Consider the following 19,904-nt stretch of genomic DNA (forward strand, 5'->3'; position numbering starts at 1 on the left):
AAACTTAGTCTTTTTAATATTTTCATTAATTGTTTTTCTTTTTTTGCTACTTTAATTCCATGTTCAACTTGTTTTCTTTTATTCATTTTTAAATACCAAATTATCTAATTTACTTATATTTTCTTCTAATTGTTGAAAATTTATATTATTTTCAATTACATTATTAGTATTTGGATTATCAATATATATTTTTTCATTTTCACTAATAATTGCTTGGTCACTTTCATATGCAATTTGCATTTCAGTACTCATAATTCCCCATTTTCTTAATAATTGAGTTAATACAGTTTTTAATGCCATACTATCAAAATCACTAACAACAAATTCTTTATTTTTTGCATAAGTTTTTGAATATTTTAAAAAATGTTTTTCAATTTGTTCTTTTGACATATATAAAGTTTTTTCAAAACCATTTACTAACTGAAAATATGCTACATAACCAATAATAGGTTGTTTCAATCTTTCTAAATCATCTTGTATTCAATTAAATTCAATTCCCTTAAGTCTATCTACTTTTTTAATTTCTGTTAATCTAACATCACTTACATTAATTTCTTTATATTGTTGTGAACGTAATGCTAATTGAATATAACCTTTATATCCCATTTGAAATTGAGCATTATTTACTTTTGTATTACTATCTCAATAAGGTACAATATAACAATAACCAAAATTCTTTTCTAATGGTAAATTCAATAATACTGCTTGATAACAACTATTAATAATAGTTTCTGGATATGCTTTATCTAAACCATATTGATTTGAAATTGATAATACATTACTTTTAAATTTTTGAATTTCTAAATTATTAATAATACCTTTTTGTCTAATAAATTTTTCTACATTACCATTATTAATATTTTTAACTAATAATTCATTTGCCATTTTATTTTAATTCCTTTCATGTTCAAATTGCTTTTTCTCATTCAATTAATAATTCATTTGTTATTTCTACTTTTATTAATTCAATTTCAGTTTCTTTAACTCAACATATAAAATGAATATTTGATAATTCATAATTATTATTTTTTAATAATCAATAATATGCTATTATTTGTAATTTTGATTTTTCTAATAATTCTTTAGTAAAAACTTTATAAGTTTTAAAATCTATTATTATATTTAAATTATTTTCTTTATAAATTAAATCTGGTGTTCCAGCAACAATATCATAATTAAATATTTTTTCACTAATATATTCATTATTATTAATAAATTTAATAGGTAAATAATCTAATAATGTATAACAATAATTTAAATAATTTTGTGAAAATAAATCTTTAATATAATTTTTAATTTGATTACTAATATTTTTAATATTTATATTTTTAAAATATAATTCTGCTACTTTATGAACTGCATTACCACGAATTTTTGCATTATAAATATTAAAACAATATTTACATTTATTACATTTACAATATGAATTACCTAAATAATAATCAAGTATTTTACTTACTGATATTAATTCTTTATTTTTAATAAAATATTGATGTGTTTCTTTTTTAAAAATTAAATTATTTTTTTGATTGTTTAATTGCATTTTTAATTAAATTCTTTACAAAACTATTAATTGTAATATCATATTCTAAACACATCTTTTTTAATTCATAATAATCATTTTTATTTAATCTAATATGAATTTGTTTAATAATTAAATCTTCTGGTTTCTTTTTTGGAGCTGCTACCATATTTATTCATTTCCTTTAACCTTTAATAATTCTTTTATAATCAATAATTGCTTGTTCTAATTTATTTACATTTTCATAATTAAAATAATCATTACTAATGTTTAATTCATAATCATCATCAATTCTAACGTCTAAACTATTTTCATATTTACTATTAAATTCTTCTTGTAATTCTTCAAATTTTTCTATTAATTTTCTTGCATTTTTTAATTCTAATCTATTCATTATTTTTACACTCCTTTAAAATTTTCTAATTGTAATTCATTAATATAATATTCTTCTAAGTAATCTCAATTATCACTTGTTAAATACATATCTGGACGTATTGCAACCTTAGTTAGATTTAATAAAAATATAAATGAGAGATAAAACTCTCATTTTTAATTGTTTAACAATTAAAATTAATTATTTTATTAAACCAGCACTTTATTAAAGTAATTAATTATTCCATAACTAAATAAAAAATTATGTAGGCTATTGTGCTGGAATATTCCAATAGTAATTTTTGTGTTGCTCTTTGAAAATTTCAGAAATTTTGGTTCCCTTCCCCTAGAACCCCTACCCTCCAAGGCTTTGCTACTTACAGTAGCATAAGCCTATACGTAGAGTAGTATAAGTATTTAGTTAGTAGTATATAAGCCTTTTATCACTGTAGGTGATAAGGCTTATACGTAGAAGTAGAAAGGATTCATAATGATTAATGTTAATTTAGAACCTGTTTAAAATCTTTTCAATAAAATTGAAATAAAGGCAAGAACAACCATTTGTAAGCTAGTATTTAATTTTTTTTCACAATTTTTTCATAATCTTCTGCATTTTTCTAATCATGCAAAACTTCGTTCTACAACTCATCTTTTTGGTAATACTACAAAAGAATGTAATTCATTACGTTTTATAACTTCAACATTTGCATTTATAATTGTTTTAATTTTAGAAGCAAATTTTTCACTAGTATAACCAGCATCTACTAGTATTTTTTGAACTGCAGAAAGATTCTCTTTTTCATTTTCAATCATTATTATAGCACTATTACGATCTGTTTTTTCTGCTGTGGTTATGTAAATTGCATGTGGTAAACCTTGAGAATCAACAGCAATATGACGCTTTATTCCTGAAATCTTTTTACCAGCATCATAACCTTTATTTTTAGTAGTATCTGTATTTTTAACACTTTGTGAATCAATTATACAAAAACTAGTTTGTTCTTTTCTACCATTATTGATACGAAATGCCTTGACTAATTTTTTTTAAAACTAATTGTAATACACTACATTCTTTATCATTATTTTTACTTCAAGCTTGAAAATAATAATAATATACAATTTGTCATTTTGGAAAATTTTTTGGTAACATTCTTCACTGGCAACCACTTTTTAATACATATAAAACTGCACAAAATACTTCATATAAATCTAAACTTCTTGGTTTAGTTCTCTTTTTAGTATTTTCTAAAATTGATTTTATATTTTCAAATTGCTCTTTGCTAACATTACTAGGATAATTTTTACTGTGTTATATTGGTAAAAAAGGCCAATTAATAAAGTGAAAAAATTAATATATAAAAAATAAGAACATATGTTCTTATTTTTTATATATTAATTTATTAAATTCTTTTTATTGCACTATTAACAAAATCTTCATTTGGATCAAATTTAGTTTCGTTATTAATATTTCATAATTTTTCTTGCTCTGTTTTAGTAACTTTATTAGGCATTTGTATATCAAGAATAACATGTAAATCACCACGTTTACTACTATTAGGGTAATAGAATCCTTGATTTTTTAAAGTAATTTTGTCACCGTATTGTAGTCCTAATGGTAATTTATGTTTAATTATTCCTTCAAAGGTAGGAATCATAATAATATTTCCCAAAATAATATCTAAGTAAGATACTGGTAATTTAATATACATATCACTACCTTGACGATCTAAGAAAGCGTGTCGCTTAATATTAATACCAACAAATAAATCGCCTTGAGTGCCACCATTATGACCAATTTTACCTTTACCTTTAATTCTAATTTGTTGACCATCAAAAATACTGCGAGGAATATCAAATTCTAATTTTTGATTTTCAATATAATAGCGATGTCCTTTGCATTTTAAACATTTTTGACGAATAATTTTACCAAGTCCTTGACATTGGTTGCAAACACCTTGATGTCTAAACATACCTAATGGTGATTGTTGAACATATTCAAGAACTCCTTTACCTTTACATTTATCACATGTACTAATATCATTAGGAGTTCTAGCACCAGTTTCTTTACAATCCTTACAAGCAACATCAATGTTAATACTAATGGTCATTTTTTTGCCAAAGAATACATCACGATAACTAATTTCAACTTTTGTTAGGATATTATCACCTGGTGTTTTACCATTATAGCGTTGTTGTTGTTGTCTTCTATTACCACCAAATAAGTCACCAAATAAGTCACCAAATGCTGAACTAAAGTCACCGAAACCACCAAAATCACCGAAACCAGAAGAACTGCCAACTCCAGGCATATCATGACCAAATTGATCATATTTTGCTCTTTCATTAGTATCAGATAAAACTTGATAAGCTTCACTTATTTCTTTAAATCGAGCTTCATCACCACCACTTGGTGAATCAGGATGATATTTTTTTGCAAGCGTACGAAACGCTTTCTTAATTTCATCTGGAGTAGCATTACGTGAAACTCCTAGAATTTCATAATAATCACGTTTTTTACTTGCCATTTTGTCCACCTCTAATTATTTTATTTAGTTGTTGCGTCAACATCAATAACATCATCACTTTTATTATCATCTTTTTTAATATGATCTGTTGGTTCTTGTTTTTGTTGGTTCATAAATTGTTGTGCAGCAGCAAACGCTTGTTTTAATTGTTCTAGTTTTTCTTTTAAATCATCATATTTTTTTTCATCTAGTGATTTTTGTAAGTCATGACGTAGTTTTTTTATTTCAGCAATTTGTGGATTTTCTGCTTCACCTTCTTTTGCTGATTTAGTAACTTCAGCAGTCATTTTATCAATATCATAAATATAGGCTTGTGCTTGATTAGATAATTCAATTTCTTCTTTATGTTTTTCATCGTTTTCACGATTCTTTTCAGCATCTTGTACCATTTTTTCAATTTCGTCTTTACTTAAAGTACCACTATTGCTGATAGTAATTTTTTGTTCTTTATTAGTTTTTAGATCTTTAGCACTAACAGATACAATACCATTAACATCTATATCAAAAGTAACTTCAATTTGTGGAACACCTCTTGGTGCTGGTTCGATGCCACTTAATTGGAAACGACCTAGTGAATGATTATCTTTAGCTAGTGGACGTTCTCCTTGTAAAACACTAATATCAACAGCGGGTTGATTGTCTTCAGCAGTTGAAAATACTTGTGACTTTTTAGTAGGAACAGTAGTATTACGAGAAATTAATGGTGTCATTACTCCTCCTAAAGTTTCAATACCTAATGATAAAGGAGTTACATCTAATAGTAAAACGTCAGTAACATCACCCGATAATACTCCTCCTTGAATAGCAGCACCTAAAGCTACTACTTCATCAGGGTTAACACCACGATGTGGTTCTTTACCAATTTCGTTTTTAATAACTTCTTGCACAGCAGGGATTCTTGTTGAACCACCAACTAAAATAACTTCATCAATTTCATTTTTGCTTAATTTAGCTTCTTTTAAGGCATCACGAACAGGAGCAATAGTTCTTTCAACTAGTGATTTTGTTAGTTCATTAAATTTGGCACGTGTTAATTTTTCATTTAAATGTAATGGACCTGAGGCATTCATTGAAATAAACGGTAATGAAATATCAGCTTGTACTACTCCTGATAAGTCTTTTTTCGCTTTTTCAGCAGCATCTTTTAAACGTTGCATTGCCATTTTATCTTTTGATAAGTCAACACCATTACTTTTTTTGAATTCACTAACTAAATGTTGAACAATTAAGTCATCAAAGTCATCACCACCAAGTTTGTTATCACCACTAGTTGATAATACTTCAAATGTTCCACCCGCTAATTCTAGAACTGAAACGTCAAATGTTCCACCACCTAAGTCAAATACTAAAATTTTGTGATCTTTATCTTGTTTATCTAAACCATAAGCAATGGCAGCAGCAGTTGGTTCGTTAATAATTCTTTCTACTTTTAATCCCGCAATAATTCCTGCATTTTTAGTAGCTTCACGTTGTTCATTGTTAAAGTAAGCAGGAACAGTAATAACTGCTTTTGATATTTTTTTACCTAGTTTTGATTCAGCAAAGGTTTTAATAGTGCGTAAAATTTCTGCAGACACTTCTTCTGGTTTACGTGTTTTAGTACCGGCTTTAACTGTTTCTTTAGTTCCCATAATTCTTTTAATTGAACTAACAGTATTATCTGGATCAGTAATAGCTTGACGTTTAGCAACTTCACCAACCATAATTTGACCATCTTTGTAAGCAACAACTGATGGTGTTGTTCTTCCACCTTCGGCATTTTCAATAACTTTTGGCTTATCACCTTCCATTACGGCAACACATGAATTAGTTGTTCCTAGATCGATTCCTAAAATGATTTCTTTATTTGTTGTTTTATTTGTAGACATAATATTTTCACTCCTTAATTTTTCTTTGTTTCTGTTTTTTCTTCTTTAGTTTGAAAAACTTTAACTTTAGTAGTGCTAATGACACGATTATGCAATTCATAACCATTAGCTATAACTTCAACAATAGTATTATTTTTTACATTTTGATAAGCATTGTTTGTATTATCATTAATAATTTCTACTGCCTCATGTTGGTGAGAATTAAATTGATCTCCAACTTTAGCAGTAATTTCTTTTAAACCTTCTTTACCAAGTGCTTTAATTAATTCTTCATAGATAAATTTAAAACCAACTAGGAAATTTTGAACTGCTGCATTATCAGTTTTAAAGTTTAGTGCTCGTTGGAAATTTAATAAACTATGAACTAAATCTTTAATAATTTTTTGGTTAGCATATTTAATGTGTTCTTTATTTTGAATTTCTAATTCTTTAATGGTATTTAATCTAGTAGCTAGCATTAATTGCTTTTGCTGTGAATTAATTTTATTAAGTTCTGTTGTTAATTCTTTAATTTTTGTTTCTAATTCGATTTCTTTATTTAATGATATTTTTTCTTCTTCGACACTTACTGGTGTTTCAGTAACAGGAGTTGAAATAGTTGTATCTTTAGTTTCTGTTGCTGATACGTTATCAATGTTATCTTTTTTAGCTTTTGTCATTTTATCATCTCATTTCTATTTAAAGTTTTTAATCAATGTTTGATTAATCCAATTTAGAATTTCGGTTAGTTTTTCATATTCTAAACGTTTTGGTCCAACAATTGCAATTTGTCCTTGTTCACCATCATGAATTTTAAAAGTAGTAGTAATCATTGCCATATCGTTATTTTCATTGCCCAGTTCTTCACCAATTTTAATTTGTAGTTGATTATTATTTAATTCATCAAAATACATTCATGGTGATTGTGATTCAATGAATTTAATAATTGTTTTAACCTTATTAATATCATTAAATTCAGAATTTTCTAACATATATTGAACACCATGTGTTGTTGATAGTGGTCGTGAGAAATTAATTAAAGTGTTAACAAATCCTTGAATAATATATTCTGATTTTTGTACTTGTTGTTCAAGAATTGGTTTTAATAAATTTACTTTCTCACTAATTTCACTAATTTTAGTACCAATTAATCTGGTGTTAAAAATATCAATAGCAATTGATAAATCGGTTAATGATGTTTCTTGAATATTAAACATTTTGTTTTGAACATGACCATTACTAGTAATACAAATTGTTAAAGCATTATCATTACTAATCGGTATTAATTCAATTTTCTTTAAAGTATCTTCATTAAGATTAGGACCAGTAACAATACTAATCAAATTAGTCATTTCACTTAAAATACTACTAGTTTTATTTAATACTTCGGTAATTACTAAGTTACGGTTATTAAATACTTCTGCTATTTTTTTCTTCAAGATTTCTAGTTCTTGGTGTTCACCCATATTCATTAAATTATCAACATAATAGCGATAACCTTTTGTTGAAGGAATACGACCACTAGAACTATGTGCTTTTTCTAATAATCCTAATGTTTCTAATTCAACACATTCATTACGAATAGTAGCACTAGAAAAATTAATATTGTTATTATTTTCTAAAATAGTTTTGCTACCAATTGGTAATCCTGTTTTAATATATTTTTCAACAATGATTTTTAAAATTTGTGATTGTCTGTTACTTAACATTGTTCACCACCTTTTTTAGCATTCATTAACATTGAATGCCAATACTTATATAATTATAACTGAGAGTGTAATAATATCAAGACTTAATTGAATTTTATTTTTTTACTGAGAATAAACATATTATCTTTATTGATAGTAATTACCATTCGTTTGTGGGGTATTAGTTCTTCTTTAATAATAGCTTGTGCGATAATAGTTTCAATATAGTGTTGAATATAGCGTTTAATCGGTCGTGCGCCATATTCTTCATCATAAGCATCTTTTAGTATTTTATTAACTACTTCTGATTCATAAGATAATTGTAAATTTTTTTCTTGTCTTAATCGTAATAATAAAGTATCTAATTCTTTAATAATAATTTCTGTTATTACTTTTTTACTTAATGGATTGAAGATAATAATTTCATCAATTCGATTAATAAATTCTGGTCGAAATGATTTTTTTAAGATATTTAATGCTTGTTCTTTACTGTTATCTTTACCACTTAATAGTTCTTGTGAACCAAGATTTGAAGTCATAATAATTATTGTGTTTTTAAAGTCAATTAAGAGACCGTGACTGTCTGTAATTCTACCTTCATCAAGAATTTGTAATAAAATATTTAATACTTCAGGATGGGCTTTTTCGATTTCATCAAAAAGAATGATACTGTAAGGATTTCTTCTTACTTTTTCGGTTAATTGTCCACCATTTTCATAACCAACATAGCCAGGAGGTGAACCTAGTAATTTGCTAACTGCGTGTTTTTCCATAAATTCTGACATATCAATACGAACCATATTTTTTTCGCTATCAAATAAAATATCAGCTAAGGTTCTGGCAACTTCAGTTTTTCCAATACCGGTTGGACCCAAGAAAATAAATGAACCAATTGGACGATTGGGATCTTTAATACCAGCACGAGCTCTAATTAAAGCATCACTTACCAACTGTAGGGCATTACTTTGACCTTTAATTCTTGTATTTAAAGTTAAGGGTAATTTTAATAATTTTTCTTTTTCGGTTGCTAATAAACGAGTAACAGGAATGCCGGTTCATTTTGCAACAACTTTTGCAATATCTTCACTAGTAACATCTTCGCGTAGTAAAGGATTATCTTTTTTTATATTTTCACTATCTTTAAGTTCTTTTTCTAAGTTGGGAATAATACTATATTGTAGTTCACCAGCTTTTGTAAAATTACCTGATAATTGATACAATTCTAGTTCTGATTTAGCATTTTCTAATTTATTTTTTAAACTAGTAATATGGTCTAATGCTGACTTTTCTTTGATTCATTTATCTTCTAATTGTTGTAAAGTATTTTTTTTAGTTTTTAATTGTTTATCGACTTCAATTAGTCTTGTTTGCGAGTTTTCATCTTTTTCTTTGCTTAAGGCTGCTTGTTCAATTTTTAATTGTAAGACTTTTCTTCTTATATCATCTAAATCACTAGGAACCGAAGCAATTTCAGTTTTAATACTAGCACAAGCTTCATCAATTAAGTCAATTGCTTTATCAGGTAAGTAACGATCATTAATATATTTATTAGATAGATAAACAGCTTCTCGTAATGCACTATCATGAATTTTTACACCATGATAAGCTTCAAAACGTTCTTTTAAACCACGTAAGATAGCAGTTGTATCTTCTGTTGTTGGTTCTTTAATAATCATCTTACGAAATCTTCGTTCAAGGGCTGCATCTTTTTCAATGTATTGACGATATTCGTCAAGCGTTGTGGCACCAATACAACGTAGCTCACCACGCGCTAACATTGGTTTTAGTAAATTAGAAGCATCCATTGAACCTTGTGTTCTACCAGCACCAACAATTAAATGTAGTTCATCAATAAATAAAATAATTTTTCCATTAGAATTTTTAATTTGGTTAATAACCGCTTTTAATCGTTCTTCAAACTCACCTTGGAATTTAGCGCCAGCAATTAGTGCTCCCATATCTAGTTCATAAATAATTTTATCTTTTAAGTTACTAGGAACATCACCACGAACAATACGTTGGGCTAAACCTTCAATAATAGCAGTTTTACCAATACCAGGTAAACCGATTAAGACGGGGTTGTTTTTAGTTTTTCGTGAGAGTATTTCTTGTACTTTACGAATATCTTCATCACGTCCAATAATAGGATCCATTTTTCCTGTTTTAGCTTGTACAATTAGATTACGAGCGAATTTATCAAGAATTTTAGGATCATTACTATAGTTAGGGATTTCATTTAATTGCATAATGTCACTCCTTTTTTTAGCACTATAATTACTTGATTGCTAATCATATTAATATACTAACAAATAAAATTAGCAGTTTCAAGTAGTAACTGCTAATTTTATATTTAATTGACTTAGGGATAAGTATTTTCAATTAAAGAAACTTAATATAATATTAATATTTGTGATAGATCTTGTAGGTATTTTAGATCTTAAATATATATTTCTCGTGTAAATAATATATATCATATTTTTAAAAGAATTGATATACTAATTACATAATTGCTAGATAAAAATAAATAATAGTAATTTATTAAGTAACACAATTCACCGCAAGATAATTTATTAATTATTTTGTTTTTTTGTTATGATTATTTTGTTATTAAATTATATAAAATAAAAAAGATACTTGATAACTTTTAAATATTAAATTTATAAGGAAATATTATGAAACAATTTAAACAAAAATTAATTTTATTACTTAGTGCTAGCAGTTTATTAGTAACCTCAGTATTAAGTATTAGTTTTAATAATAAAAATCATCAAACTAGTAATAGTAAAGTTAGCGGCTTTCATATTACTGTTAAGTCATCAAATCGTAACTTAGTTAATAGTATTAAATCTTGAAATAATGATTCACAATATTTATATAATAATGTTAAAAATAAACCATTAAATGTTAATTTTGATAGTTATGATCAAATTATTAATAATGATTGAACACATAGTAATATTGAAACCAATGATATTATTAATGATCAAGGTTATAGTCAATTAAAAAATATTATTAATGATAATAGTAGTTATTTTAAAAATGCAGAAGGTTTTCTTACTGCAGGTGTTTTTGGTCATACTTTTAATGAAAAAAGTAATAATTTAATTTTACAATATCATCAAACAATTAAAGAAAGTATTGATGCAGGACTTTTTGCAACAATATATGAAGCAAGTGACATTAATACTTTAATGGAAGTTCCATATAATTTACAACCAACTACTAATTTTCAAAAATCTAATTTTGAAACGCGTGCTAAAATATTTCCAATTGGACCATTTGCAAATACTAAGGATAGTTTTAGTAATGAAATGTTTGTTTTTTATGTGCATCCTCCTTTTAAAAAATTAGGATTAGAAATTTCTATTAATAATGAAAACAGAGAAATAAAAAAAATTGTTAAAACTAATAGTAATAAAACTTTTGACTATGCTATTTTAAACCAAGATTATAGTAAAAATAAGCCCACTATATATAATGTTAAATGAAATGATAGTGATGGTAGTACTGTTTTAAGACAAGAAACACTTACTATTAATAGTTCTATGCCAGACATTCAAGTTATTAATGAAAAAGAAGATAAATCTTGATTAATTCATCAATATTTTATTAATGATGAAAAAAATAGTAATTTACAAATGATTGCTTTTAGTCAAATTAAATCAGAAGCTGTTATTACTGCTAATGTTAGTGAAGATAAATGAACATATCAGCGTGTTGATGATAATCTTGTTCCGCAAGAAGAAAAGGTAACACCTATTTCAAATCAACCATTAAAAACATATCAATCTGAAGATCATACTATTTATTTATTACAAAGAATAGTAAATGATAAAGTTGATAATTCTTCAAGACAATATTTAAATATTTATAATATTAATCCTTTATCAACTAAGTTTTCTGGTTTTACTAATTTTGCTAATAGTCAATCTGGTATTCAATTTAATCAGTATTTACAAGAAACTACTAATATAGATTGTGCAATTGATGTACTAAATCCAGGTCAATTACATTATTGATTATTATTTTATGAGCACGATTTAATTACTCATTTATATGCTAATGTTAAACATGATGAAAAAAATAAAAATAACCCTTTTGCTTTAGCAGAAATAAAACCAAAGACAACAACTTTAATTAATAATTGAAATATTATAATTATTGGTAGTACTTTTTTATTAGTTATTATTGCTATTCCAGTAGTTATAGCAATATTAAGAAGAATAAAAATTAAAAAGTAAGTGGTTAATTGAAGTAAGCCTAGTCATTATAGATATAGTTTATTAAATTTTAATCATATAGATAGTATAAAAATTTATGTAATATTGATAAAAATAATTAAATTTTCGATACTAAATATAGAAAATATGATATTATTTTTTTAAAAATTAATATAAGTTTTAAATTCATTACTTATTCAAAAGTAAATGAGTTTTTTTTATTTTTTTAAAAAAGGAGAAGTTAATAATGACTTGATTAGAAGTAGAAAAGGCAATTGCAGATTTAGATGAAAGACAAAAAGATGAAACTAATTTTATATTAGTTGATAGTAATTATCATCCAGAAATGACTAAGAAAAAATACAAATACTGAAAAAAATTTAAAACAAAACATTCAACAGCAGCAAAAACATTAAAAATTATTTCTGCATCTACTAAAGGACTTGTTAAGGGGGGTTATGAAGGTATTCCTGAAGGTGCTGTTAGAGGTACTATTATTGGTGCTGGTGGTGTTTTGGTTACAACTTTTTTTGTATCTCCACCTGCCGGCATTATTGTTGCAGGAGCTGCTGTTGCTGGTGGTGTTACTTATGCAGTTGTTAAAGGTAGTCATGTAGATATTATAAAAGGAAAAGTAGCAGCAAAAAAATTTGATGAAAAGAAAAAAGTACAAAAACAAGATTTAGAAGAAGCACAAAAACACGCAATAAATTCTAAGAACCTGTTTAAAATCTTTTAGAGAATAGGATAAAATGATTATATATTTTAAAATAAGAGGTATATATGTGTAAAAATTATCCTAGTAATGTTAGCAAAGAGCAATTTGAAAATATAAAATCAATTTTAGAAAATACTAAAAAGAGAACTAAACCAAGAAGTTTAGATTTATATGAAGTATTTTGTGCAGTTTTATATGTATTAAAAAGTGGTTGCCAGTGAAGAATGTTACCAAAAAATTTTCCAAAATGACAAATTGTATATTATTATTTTCAAGCTTGAAGTAAAAATAATGATAAAGAACCTAGTGTATTACAATTAGTTTTAAAAAAAATTAGTCAAGGCATTTCGTATCAATAATGGTAGAAAAGAACAAACTAGTTTTTGTATAATTGATTCACAAAGTGTTAAAAATACAGATACTACTAAAAATAAAGGTTATGATGCTGGTAAAAAGATTTCAGGAATAAAGCGTCATATTGCTGTTGATTCTCAAGGTTTACCACATGCAATTTACATAACCACAGCAGAAAAAACAGATCGTAATAGTGCTATAATAATGATTGAAAATGAAAAAGAGAATCTTTCTGCAGTTCAAAAAAATACTAGTAGATGCTGGTTATACTAGTGAAAAATTTGCTTCTAAAATTAAAACAATTATAAATGCAAATGTTGAAGTTATAAAACGTAATGAATTACATTCTTTTGTAGTATTACCAAAAAGATGAGTTGTAGAACGAAGTTTTGCATGATTAGAAAAATGCAGAAGATTATGAAAAAATTGTGAAAAAAAATTAAATACTAGCTTACAAATGGTTGTTCTTGCCTTTATTTCAATTTTATTGAAAAGATTTTAAACAGGTTCTAACAAGCAACAGAGATATTAAACATATTAAAGTTTTAGAACATGATTATTGAATGAATCATACTTTATTGGCACCTATTAACTTTATTAATTTTAATATTAATATTGAAGGTCAAAATAAATCTCCTTATGGATTTGGTTTAGGACCATATTTCATGTGTATTGGAATGTGAGTAGGTACTTTATTATTAACTTTTACTTTTATTAGAAATAAAGATATTCCAAAAACTAAATTTTGATCAAACTATTTAGCTAAATCAGCATGAATGATTATTTTTGGTTTAATTCAGTCAACAATTTTAGTAACTTCATTATTACTATTATTTAATAATATTGATTTATGACAACGTTTTTGACAAGTGTTTTTATACATGTGATTAATAGCAATTATTTTTGACTTGGTTGTTCAATCAATTGCTCACATGTTTCGTAATCATGATTTAGGTAGATTTTTAATTGTTATTCTTTTAATATTACAACTTTCTTCATCAAGTGGTACTTTTCCTGTTGAATTAGAACCCAAGTTTTTTCAAGTAATGTATAATTTTTTACCATTTAGTTATGCAATAAAAGGACTAAGAGAAATTCTTATTAATCCTAATCCAATGACTATTTTATGAAGTATTGGTTGTTTATTAATATTTATTATTATTTTAGTACCATTATCATTGTTACTTAATTGATGATATGATCATAAAGATGCAAAAAATCAAGTTGGAAATAAAAAAATTAAATTAGTTGTTAATAATTCTTCATCATTAAATAATAAAACTACTACTGATGAAAATTAAACATTATATTTTTAGGTGTCCTTTTTTATTAATATTTTCTAATAAAAATAGAGTACTTTAAAGAATGTTATATATTATTTTTTCAAAAAAACTTAATTTATAAAATAAAAAACATAAAAAAGTAAAAGAAGAAAATGACTTATGTATTAAAAAATTATTAATAATGTTACTATAACATATTTTGCTAGTTAAGGGACTATGCTTTTAATTAATACTCATGTTTCTAATAATAAATTGATTAAAATTTCTTTTGTAATAACCATGAAACATTTTCAAAATTGGAAGGAGTAAGTGGTGTAATTTAATTAATAACTAGCGAACAAAAAGGAATGTTTATTATGTGTAGAAATATATGATATATTCATATAGTTTAAAGATAATTTTATGATGTATTGTTAGCTGTTTAATAGTAATAATTAAAGTACTTTAATTATTAATCAAAGTGGAAAATTTTCTTAGCCCACACTTTATATATAATTTGATAAAATAGACTTAGAAAATATTAGAGTTAGGAGTAGAAAATGAAGAAAATTATTTTAAATCCAAATATTTGTGCTGATGAGATTGAACTTACTATTAAAAAACAAGGATGAGAAATTATTGATAAAAAATATGATTTTTATCAACCATACGTTAGTATTTTTGATAATTTAAATTATGAAGCAAAAGTAGATTTGTATATTGCTTTTAAAACTGCAGGTAACTTTGTTCATAAGGTATATTGCTATTTTTTAGAATTTGATACAAATAATATTTTTAAAATATCAGAAATTAAATCACCAGAACATCCTAAGGGACAAATGACAACACGAATTGCTGATTTTAAGTATTATAAAACTACTGGTAATCTAGGTTTTACTCCTTATAAAAGTCCAATATCTGGTCAACCATATAACTTAAGTCATAATTATCACAGTTTTTTTAATTCATTAATTGAATCAGAAGCAAGAAATGAATTAAACTATGTTTGTATTTTATTAAAATATGATAATCATGCTCGAAGCAAGAAAAGACTTCGATATTTTGTTAATTCGTATAAAAAGTTTATTAAATCATTTCTTTTTAAATTTGAAAAATTTGAAATTAGAAAAACACGTGCTTTATTAAGAGCAGAAATATTAAAAGGACAAAAAAAGAAAAAAGTTACCAATCCCGCAAAGCGAAACGTTATTAAACCTAATAATACTGAAACCGTTATTATTGAAGGTAATTTAAAAACTATTTTTGATCATAAAAATATGACTGTTAAAGTTATTAAAGAAACAGATAATATAGAAAAATCTACTTTAGAATCTAAAAATAAACTTAAAAATAGTAATCAAAAAAATAAAAAATAAATGTTGATAAACCTTCACTTAAAATTGTTAAAGAAGTGTTATAATTATTTATAAAAGGGAGGAAATATTTATTATGCTACTAACTTTTATTTTATATACAACTTCATTTGAATCCGAACACTTAGATTCTTTTTTAGCAAAGATTTTTGTAAATAAAAAAACTAATTTTGAAGTTGTTGTTGTTGATGATGGCATTAACAATAAAAATTTGGAGATATTTAGTAAATATTTTAAATTATATCCACAAAATTTAAAAATGATTACTAATTATCAAGTATCAGGTATTGCCATTAGTCGTAATCTTGGTCTTAAATATATTTCCGGACAATATGTAGTTATTTTAAATCCAACTGAAATTCTTAGCGTTAATTTTATTGAAACAGTTAATAAAATTTTAGATAATAATAAAGATTTAGATTGTATTGAATATTGTGTTCGTTATGAATTTGATATAAATAATGTTTTTCATTCAACAATTAGAACTGAAGTTAATAAATTATATAATTTAAATACAACACAAGGAAAAATAGTCTTTGCTTTAACAACACCAGTTTTAACAACAAAAATCATGAAAGTTAGTATTATTAATGAATATAATTTACAATTTCGTAAAGAAATCCAATTTGATAGTTTATTTTTATACTCATTTTTAGCACATTGTAAAACATATTATGCAATTAATGAAACATTATTAACGTCTAAAAATAACACATTGGAAAATGATAATATTTTTGAACTAATGCATCAATGAATACATATTTTAAACTATTATAATAATTATAAAATTAAAAAAGTTTTATATGAAGAGTTGGAATATGCTTTTGTTAGATACTATCTATATACTCTTTTAAGATTTATTAGTATTTCTAAAAAACCTGCATTAATTGAAAAAACATATAATCGTGTCAAAGAAATTATTGAATTTAAATTTAAAAATTTTAAAAAAAATTCTTATTTTAATACTATTAATCCAAATGATAAATTTACCACTTATGCTCCTGATCTAAGTACTTATTTTAAGAAATATTTTAAAGATAATAATATTAGAGATGATTCAAAATATTGAGAGTAAAAAAATGAATATTAAAAAATTAGATACAACCGAAACATATATAATAGCTAAAACATGAAAACGTATTATTGCACGTATTTTTGACGTGATTTTTGTTAGTTTAATCCCATTAATAATTGGATTAGCAATCCATTATTTAGATAATAAAGGTAATCAAGAATTATGACAATTAATAATTATTTTTATTATTAATATAATTATTGTTATTATATATTTTGTTATTATTCCATGAAAATGTAAGGGTCAAACTTTAGGAAAATTAATTTTTCAAATAAGATTAGTAAATGAAAAAAATCAAGATTTAAAGTTAAAACATTTTTTTTATCGTGAACTATTTTTAGTTTTTATTCCTTTATTATTAACCACTTCAATAATTCTTTTTATGAAATTGACTTTTAATGAAAACATTGCTACTATTAATAGTAATAGTACTTTAAATTCTTGATTAAATATTCTTATTCGTTCTGTAGTTAGTTTTGATTTTGCTTGGTATTGTGGGATTATGATCGTCACTAAAATTGATAAATATCATCAGCTATTCTTTGATCGTAATCATAAAACTTTTGTCATTAACAAGAAATCGCTTGCAACTAATAAACGGAAGATATTAACTAACGTTAATGATGCACATATTCATTTAGTTTATTCTCAACCAGGAAATATTAATGATGACGAATTAGAAAATATAAATAGTCTTTAATAGTATATACTCTTACTAACTTAAGGATAAATAACATGGATAAAACAAAACTTTTAGAAAATCTAAATGAACAACAACTACAAGCAATTATTAATGTTAATGGCCCATGTCGTATTATTGCGGGGGCTGGAGTTGGAAAGACGCGGGTTATAACATATAAAATTGCTTACTTAATTAATGTAATTAAAATTGCTAGTGAAAAAATATTGGCATTAACTTTTACTAATAAAGCAGCACGCGAAATGAAAGAACGAATAATGCAACTTTTAAATGATATCAACATTAATGTTAATATTGTTACTTATCATGCATTATGTGCCAAAATATTAAGAAGAGATATTCATCATTTAAATATTAATAATAATTTTAATATTATTGATCAAGAAGATCAACGAAAAATATTAAAAGATATTTTTCAAAAAGAATTTTCACATAAAGCTGAATTGCAGGAGTTAAGATTATTAAGTTCTAATATTTCTAACTGAAAAAATAATTATCTTTCTCAAGATGAATTATTAGCTGATTATCAAAATCAAGATGAGTGAATTTTACGTATCAAAGTTTTTGAATCGTATAAAAAATATCAATTTATTAATTCATGTTTAGATTTTGATGATTTATTATTATTAGTTGAACGTCTATTTAAAGAATTTCCACATATTTTAACAAAATGAGAAAAGAAATTTGATTTTATTTTAGTTGATGAATTTCAAGACACTAATGATATTCAATATAATATTTTATTGTCACTTGCTAAAAATCATAAAAATATTACTGTAGTTGGTGATCCCGATCAAACTATTTATAGTTGAAGAGGAGCAAATATTAATTTAATATTGAATTTTACTAAACAATTTCCTAATACACAAACATTTATTTTAAATCAAAATTATCGTTCAACAACTAAGATTTTAAATACAGCTAATAGTTTAATTAAAAATAATGTTCAACGTATTGAAAAAGAACTGTTTACTAAAAATGATCTTGGTAATGATATTGTTATGTATCATGCTAGTAGTAGTGATCAAGAAGCACATTGAGTTGCAACAACTGTTAAAAAAATTCATTTAAAATATCATTTAGATTTGAATAAAATTGCTATTCTTTATCGTAATAATTATTTATCAAAAGATTTAGAACAAGCTTTGATTAATAATAATATAAATTATAAAATTTTTGGTGGTTATAAATTTTTTGAACGTAAAGAAATTAAAGACATTTTGGCATATTTAAAAATTATTGTTTGAAATGATAATATATCAATGATTAGAATTTTAAATGCAACACCTAAAATTGGACCAAAAGCTATTGATAACTTATTATTACTTGCTAATGAACAATCACTAACTTTAAATGAATACTTATTTAAATTTCAGTATGGATTACCAAAAAATTATCATCAACATTTACAACCTTTAATTAATTTAATTAATGAGATGCAAACTAATATCAAAGATGTTACTTCTTTACATAACATGGTTGAAAATTTATTAAATAAAACTAATTATTTAAAAAAACTAGAAGATAACCTTGAAAAAGAAAGAATTGAAAATGTTCAACAATTATTAGAACAATTGCTTGAATATGATAGTAGTAATAATGAATTACAAGGCGAAGAATTATTAACGTCATTTTTACAAGAAGTAAGTTTATATACTGATTTAGATGAAAATAGTACTAATAAAGCCGTTAATTTAATGACAATTCACAGTGCTAAAGGTTTAGAATTTGATGTTGTTTTTATAGTTGGCATTAATGAAGGTATTTTGCCTGGAATAGGTAAATCTAGTATAGAAAACTTAGATAAAATTGAAGAAGAACGACGACTTTTTTATGTTTCAATTACTAGGGCAAAAAAATGATTATTTTTATCTAGTGCCGGTGGATATTCATATATCTTGGATCGTATGAAACAACCATCTCGTTTCTTAAAAGATTTAGATCTTAAATATTTAAAAATCATTAATAACGAACATCAAGAAATGGCAGCAACTTATCAAAATCGTAATCATTCTAAATTTAATTACTATAAAGCTGATAATAAAGATAAGGTTGAAATAACTAATAATTGAAATGTTGGAGATATAATTATTCATGAAATTTTTGGCAAAGGTATTATTACTAAATTAATTGGTGATAAAATTCAAGTTGCTTTTCATAAAAATCATGGTGGTATTAGAATTATTAGTTCTAATCATAGTGCTATTAAAAAATTTGTATAAATTTATTTTTAGGTGGTTGGCCCTTA

The 19,904-nt window shown here is 24.6% G+C and carries 17 protein-coding genes and 1 pseudogene; 8 read left to right on the plus strand and 10 right to left on the minus strand.

The features are described from left to right. Nucleotides 1-78: 78 nt before the first annotated feature. The 10 genes from AAHM96_RS02860 to AAHM96_RS02905 all read right to left on the minus strand — a co-directional run bounded on the left by AAHM96_RS02860 (nt 79) and on the right by AAHM96_RS02905 (nt 10,200). Complete coding sequence (locus AAHM96_RS02860; protein WP_342273523.1) at nt 79-885, minus strand: recombinase RecT; 807 nt, start codon at nt 883-885, stop codon at nt 79-81. 1 nt (nt 886) lies between these two features. Further along, nucleotides 887-1,543, minus strand: a complete 657-nt coding sequence (locus tag AAHM96_RS02865) for a PD-(D/E)XK nuclease family protein (RefSeq protein ID WP_342273524.1) — start codon at nt 1,541-1,543, stop codon at nt 887-889. Continuing rightward, nucleotides 1,518-1,691, minus strand: coding sequence for a hypothetical protein (locus AAHM96_RS02870; RefSeq protein ID WP_342273525.1), 174 nt, complete (start codon nt 1,689-1,691; stop codon nt 1,518-1,520). Before AAHM96_RS02870 ends, AAHM96_RS02865 begins: the two co-directional genes overlap by 26 nt. 15 nt (nt 1,692-1,706) lie before the next feature. Continuing rightward, complete coding sequence (locus AAHM96_RS02875; RefSeq protein ID WP_342273526.1) at nt 1,707-1,916, minus strand: hypothetical protein; 210 nt, start codon at nt 1,914-1,916, stop codon at nt 1,707-1,709. A gap of 494 nt (nt 1,917-2,410) precedes the next feature. Continuing rightward, a protein-coding gene (locus tag AAHM96_RS02880; protein ID WP_425288777.1) for an IS5 family transposase occupies nt 2,411-3,155 on the minus strand; the annotation gives its coding sequence in 2 pieces (ribosomal slippage) (nt 2,411-2,929 and nt 2,931-3,155; 744 coding nt in all). Between the two features lie 139 nt (nt 3,156-3,294). Next, nucleotides 3,295-4,419 carry a DnaJ C-terminal domain-containing protein gene (locus tag AAHM96_RS02885; RefSeq protein ID WP_342273527.1) on the minus strand — a complete coding sequence of 375 codons (1,125 nt, stop codon included), beginning with the start codon at nt 4,417-4,419 and terminating at the stop codon, nt 3,295-3,297. A 20-nt stretch (nt 4,420-4,439) separates the two neighbouring features. Continuing rightward, entirely contained in the window at nt 4,440-6,287 is a 1,848-nt protein-coding gene (dnaK, locus tag AAHM96_RS02890; RefSeq protein WP_342273528.1) for a molecular chaperone DnaK, read from the minus strand. 14 nt (nt 6,288-6,301) lie between these two features. After that, nucleotides 6,302-6,946 carry a nucleotide exchange factor GrpE gene (locus AAHM96_RS02895; RefSeq protein WP_342273529.1) on the minus strand — a complete coding sequence of 215 codons (645 nt, stop codon included), beginning with the start codon at nt 6,944-6,946 and terminating at the stop codon, nt 6,302-6,304. A gap of 15 nt (nt 6,947-6,961) precedes the next feature. Then, nucleotides 6,962-7,975: a heat-inducible transcriptional repressor HrcA gene (gene hrcA, locus AAHM96_RS02900; RefSeq protein ID WP_342273530.1), complete on the minus strand. Its 1,014-nt coding sequence runs from the start codon at nt 7,973-7,975 to the stop codon at nt 6,962-6,964. An 83-nt stretch (nt 7,976-8,058) separates the two neighbouring features. Then, nucleotides 8,059-10,200 carry an ATP-dependent Clp protease ATP-binding subunit gene (locus AAHM96_RS02905; RefSeq protein WP_342273531.1) on the minus strand — a complete coding sequence of 714 codons (2,142 nt, stop codon included), beginning with the start codon at nt 10,198-10,200 and terminating at the stop codon, nt 8,059-8,061. Nucleotides 10,201-10,626: 426 nt separating this feature from the next. Between AAHM96_RS02905 and AAHM96_RS02910 the strand changes: the two genes are divergently transcribed. The 8 genes and pseudogenes from AAHM96_RS02910 (at nt 10,627) to AAHM96_RS02945 (ending at nt 19,878) form a co-directional block, all read left to right on the plus strand. Then, the gene (locus AAHM96_RS02910) at nt 10,627-12,195 is read left to right on the plus strand and encodes a hypothetical protein (RefSeq protein ID WP_342273532.1); all 1,569 of its coding nucleotides are present in this window, start codon (nt 10,627-10,629) and stop codon (nt 12,193-12,195) included. 226 nt (nt 12,196-12,421) lie between these two features. Then, nucleotides 12,422-12,913, plus strand: a complete 492-nt coding sequence (locus AAHM96_RS02915) for a hypothetical protein (RefSeq protein WP_342273533.1) — start codon at nt 12,422-12,424, stop codon at nt 12,911-12,913. Between the two features lie 44 nt (nt 12,914-12,957). Then, nucleotides 12,958-13,748: pseudogene (locus AAHM96_RS02920) on the plus strand (IS5 family transposase). Nucleotides 13,749-13,824: 76 nt separating this feature from the next. Next, complete coding sequence (locus tag AAHM96_RS02925; RefSeq protein ID WP_342273534.1) at nt 13,825-14,547, plus strand: YhgE/Pip family protein; 723 nt, start codon at nt 13,825-13,827, stop codon at nt 14,545-14,547. Between the two features lie 521 nt (nt 14,548-15,068). Further along, entirely contained in the window at nt 15,069-15,884 is an 816-nt protein-coding gene (locus AAHM96_RS02930; protein ID WP_281749372.1) for a hypothetical protein, read from the plus strand. A gap of 73 nt (nt 15,885-15,957) precedes the next feature. Continuing rightward, a complete protein-coding gene (locus tag AAHM96_RS02935) occupies nt 15,958-16,956 on the plus strand; it encodes a glycosyltransferase family 2 protein (protein ID WP_342273535.1) in 999 nt (332 codons plus the stop codon). A 4-nt stretch (nt 16,957-16,960) separates the two neighbouring features. Beyond that, nucleotides 16,961-17,656 carry an RDD family protein gene (locus tag AAHM96_RS02940; protein WP_342273536.1) on the plus strand — a complete coding sequence of 232 codons (696 nt, stop codon included), beginning with the start codon at nt 16,961-16,963 and terminating at the stop codon, nt 17,654-17,656. 35 nt (nt 17,657-17,691) lie between these two features. Beyond that, on the plus strand, nt 17,692-19,878 hold the full coding sequence (locus AAHM96_RS02945) for an ATP-dependent helicase (protein ID WP_342273537.1): 2,187 nt from the start codon (nt 17,692-17,694) through the stop codon (nt 19,876-19,878). Nucleotides 19,879-19,904: the final 26 nt, after the last annotated feature.

This window comes from Spiroplasma endosymbiont of Acasis viretata (assembly GCF_964031275.1).
In the GTDB taxonomy this organism is placed as follows: Bacteria; Bacillota_I; Bacilli_A; order Mycoplasmatales; family VBWQ01; genus Spiroplasma_E; species Spiroplasma_E ixodetis_A.